Consider the following 3,857-nt stretch of genomic DNA (forward strand, 5'->3'; position numbering starts at 1 on the left):
CTTGTACATGCCATCAACCCTGAAATTCAGCAGTTGTCTTAAGCAGGAATAAACAGGAGTGAACCTACGATGACGTTACGTTTTAGTGTGCTTGCTAGTGGAAGTACCGGGAATGCAATTTATGTGGAAACCGRTGAGAAGAGATTACTAATCGATGCTGGACTGAGCGGAAAGAAAATGGATGAACTCTTCAAGGAAATCGGACGAAACCCAAAAGAGCTAGACGGTATTTTAGTTAGCCATGAGCACAGCGATCATATAAAAGGGGTCGGTATTTTTGCAAGAAAGCATAAGTTACCGATCTATGCAAATGAAAAAACGTGGCTGGCGATGGAGAGTAACTTAGGAGCGATCCCGATTGACCAAAAATTCACTTTTGCTACAGAGGAAGTGAAACCATTTGGCCATTTGGATGTCGAGTCCTTCGGGGTCTCTCATGATGCAGCTGAGCCAATGTTTTATTGCTTTCATCACGAAGGGAAAAAGCTAGTATTAGCAACGGATATGGGCTATGTTAGTGAGCGGATTAAAGGAACCATTAAGGGTGCGGATATGTATATTTTTGAGTCCAACCATGACTTGAATATGTTGCAGATGGGGCGCTACCCTTGGAATGTAAAAAGACGGATCTTAAGTGATGTCGGTCACGTTTCAAACGAAGATGCTGCTCTTGCACTTTCTGATGTGATTACCGATAACACAAGCCGTATATATCTAGCTCATTTAAGCTTAGATAATAATATGAAAGACTTAGCCCGCCTTACAGTGGAGCAAGTCTTAAAAGAGCAAGGAATGGCTGTAGGAGAACAATTCGATCTATATGATACAGATCCTCTGAAGCCCACACCACTCGCTACTATTTAAAAGTCCTCTTTTGGGGACTTTTTTATTTGAACTTTTGATTATCTAACACGGTTGTTGGTAATTCTGTAAACAGTATAAAAAATAATCAAAAGTGATGCACTCTAGTAGATTTCTCCTAAATATTAAGTATAATAAATTCAAAATCATCCCTTTAAAGGATGAAACATCTCTAGAGATGTAGAACGTTGATTTTATCTTATTAGAGGATGGTGTGGGGTTATGGGCTATTATGATGAGCATGATTCAGAACGTGAAACAAGACAAAAGCGTTCGAAGCGAGGTGGAGCCCTTTCTGCATTTATTGGTGCGGTTATTGGTGGTCTAGTTGTATTATTTTCCGTTYCACTCTTATCAAATTTTGGGATGCTTCCTTACGATTTAGGATCGAATGAGGAAGAGAGCTTCATACAAACCGAGACACCAGAAGATGTACAAACGGTTAGTTATTCTGTTAATTCTGATGTCACACAAGCAGTTGATAAAGTGTCAGATGCTGTTGTTGGTGTGATCAATATTCAACAATCTAATCCTTTACAAGAACAAAGTGGCGATGAGGGTACAGGATCGGGTGTCATTTATAAAGTTGCTGGTGATAAAGCCTTTGTCGTAACGAATCATCATGTCATCGAACGAGCAAATGGGGTTGAAATTAGTTTAGCAGATGGCACACGTGTCCCGGCAGAATTGTTAGGATCCGATGTCATAACAGACTTAGCTGTTCTAGAAGTGGATAGTAGTGAAATCGAAACGGTTGCTGAATTTGGAAACTCAGATTCTCTTCGCGTAGGTGAACCAGCGATTGCAATTGGAAATCCTTTAGGACTAAGATTTTCAAGCTCTGTTACCCAAGGAATTATTAGTGCAACGGAAAGAAGCATTCCAGTTGATTTAACAGGAAATGGTCAAATTGATTGGCATGCTGAAGTTCTCCAAACAGATGCAGCCATCAACCCTGGTAATAGTGGTGGAGCATTATTAAATATAGAGGGACAAGTGATTGGAATTAATTCAATGAAAATTGCTCAAAGCTCAGTAGAAGGTATCGGATTTGCGATTCCAACAAGTGTGGCGCTACCGATTATTGAAGACCTAGAACGCTATGGCGAAGTGAAACGGCCACAACTAGGAGTAGGAATTCAATCTTTAAATGAAATTCCAAGTTATCATTGGCAAGAAACGTTGAATTTACCGWGTGATGTCAGAGCTGGTGTTATGGTTTCAAGTGTGGCGCCGATGTCAGCAGCAGAACGAGCTGGCCTTGAGCAATATGATGTGATCGTTAAAATTGATGGAGAAGACATTGCAGACGGTCATGATTTAAGAAGATTTCTATATACGGAAAAGGAAGTTGGAGACGAAGTAGAAGTGAGCTATTATCGAAACGGTACGCTTGAAACTGTCACGATTCAGTTAACCGAACAACAAAGCTTTTAAAGTAAATCGATAAGCAGAGTTATCCACATAACTCTGCTTATTTCTGTTTTCAGAGTTGCCCACAGCTAAACAAAGGGTATGCTATAATAAAATGCGTGAAAATGAAAGGACGGTTTTTTATGGAATTTGCATGTGAGGAACATATTGAATTAGCAATGGATATCGTTGTAGATGAATACGAGACAGCACCAATAATTGAAAAAGTAAGAGAAGAAGAACAATTATCCACAACATGTAGCTATTGTGAAAAGTCTGCTGTTTACTCAATTGCGAAATAGTCAGTTACTAACATTGTTGATATGTGGATAACTTTGTGGATAAATAAAAATGAATGAGGGAATACACACTGTGAATATCTCTATTATTTCAGTAGGAAAATTAAAAGAAAAATATTTAAAACAAGGAATCGCGGAGTATACGAAAAGACTGGGTGCTTACGCAAAGATTGATTTAATCGAAGTAGCTGATGAAAAAGCGCCAGAGAATTTAAGTGAGGCCGATATGGAAATTGTAAAGCAAAAAGAAGGAGAACGAATTCTAGCAAAAATCGGACCAGATACGCATGTTATCACACTTGAAATCAAAGGTAAACAACTCACCTCAGAGTATTTAGCGAAGGAGATTGACCAACTTGCTACATACGGAAAAAGCAAAATAGCCTTTGTGATCGGAGGCTCACTTGGACTAAGTGATGACGTCATGCAGCGCAGCAACTATGCGTTGTCATTCTCAAAAATGACGCTACCCCATCAACTAATGAGACTCGTGTTATTAGAGCAAGTGTATCGAGCGTTTCGGATTAATCGAGGAGAACCGTATCATAAATGAGGGAGAGGATTTGTTTTCCTAACACTTGTATTGAGGTATCTCCTAGTTAACTGTGAAACTACCTATAAAGGAATATTACTTCAATAAACACAAAAAAGAAGTGTATAGGTGCTCACTTCTTTTTTGTTACCTTTAAGACCTTGAACTACTTATGAGTTATTTTGTTCTTGATAGGATGGGAAGTAGCCTAATATAAAAGCAATCCCTGAAAAAATAGCAGCAAAAATAATTGTTGGCTGTTTTAAAATATCACGACTTTGAATTACAAGTTCACCATTGCCAATCATAAACCCTATTAATTGGCTTACTACCATAGTTAATGCTAGAAACAAAGATAACAATAAGCATAGACTAAAAAGGCGCTCTAATAGAATCTGCATCTATAATCTCCCCCTTAGATTGGTAATATTCCCATGGCTATTAACCAGCCAATAAGAATTACAGGACAAACATAATAAAGTATTAAAATTAAAAATGTTTTTTCAGGTCTTGCTCCAACAATTCCAGAAGCTATATATATGGAGCCGGAGGCAGGGGGCATTTGGGCAGACGTAGAAGCAAAAGTCATGATCACGACTGCTGAAATAAGAGGWGAGAACCCGCTTGATACTAATATTTCATATGATACTAGACCAACAGCAGTAAGTGTTCCAGTCGATGTTAGAGGACCTGCAATAGCAGTAATGCCAAGCCCTAATAATAAGACAGTGAGCCAACCTGGGGTATTAGCT

General features: G+C 38.7%; 6 protein-coding genes. 5 read left to right on the forward strand and 1 reads right to left on the reverse strand.

Translation table 11 applies throughout. The annotated features are described in order from the left end of the window. Window positions 1-69 precede the first annotated feature (69 nt). The 4 genes from AB685_RS27965 (at window position 70) to rlmH (ending at window position 3,126) form a co-directional block, all read left to right on the forward strand. Entirely contained in the window at window positions 70-864 is a 795-nt protein-coding gene (locus tag AB685_RS27965) for an MBL fold metallo-hydrolase (protein ID WP_047973875.1), read from the forward strand. A 219-nt stretch (window positions 865-1,083) separates the two neighbouring features. Next, window positions 1,084-2,298, forward strand: a complete 1,215-nt coding sequence (locus tag AB685_RS27970; RefSeq protein ID WP_047973876.1) for a S1C family serine protease — start codon at window positions 1,084-1,086, stop codon at window positions 2,296-2,298. A gap of 119 nt (window positions 2,299-2,417) precedes the next feature. Further along, window positions 2,418-2,576, forward strand: coding sequence for a CxxH/CxxC protein (locus AB685_RS30715; RefSeq protein WP_082153804.1), 159 nt, complete (start codon window positions 2,418-2,420; stop codon window positions 2,574-2,576). A gap of 70 nt (window positions 2,577-2,646) precedes the next feature. Beyond that, a complete protein-coding gene (rlmH, locus tag AB685_RS27975; RefSeq protein ID WP_047973879.1) occupies window positions 2,647-3,126 on the forward strand; it encodes a 23S rRNA (pseudouridine(1915)-N(3))-methyltransferase RlmH in 480 nt (159 codons plus the stop codon). A 149-nt stretch (window positions 3,127-3,275) separates the two neighbouring features. Here rlmH and AB685_RS27980 read toward each other — a convergent pair whose 3' ends face one another. Continuing rightward, window positions 3,276-3,506, reverse strand: a complete 231-nt coding sequence (locus tag AB685_RS27980; RefSeq protein ID WP_047973877.1) for a hypothetical protein — start codon at window positions 3,504-3,506, stop codon at window positions 3,276-3,278. 138 nt (window positions 3,507-3,644) lie between these two features. Here AB685_RS27980 and AB685_RS31535 point away from each other — a divergent pair. Next, a partial coding sequence (locus AB685_RS31535) for a hypothetical protein (RefSeq protein ID WP_047973878.1) occupies window positions 3,645-3,857 on the forward strand: 213 nt, incomplete at its 3' end.

The sequence above is a fragment of the Bacillus sp. LL01 genome (assembly GCF_001037965.1).

Excerpts from the sequence above, each read along its gene's own strand:
- AB685_RS30715 (WP_082153804.1), top strand. The coding sequence starts at position 2,418 with ATGGAATTTGCATGTGAGGAACATATTGAATTAGCAATGGATATCGTT.
- AB685_RS27980 (WP_047973877.1), bottom strand. The coding sequence starts at position 3,506 with ATGCAGATTCTATTAGAGCGCCTTTTTAGTCTATGCTTATTGTTATCT.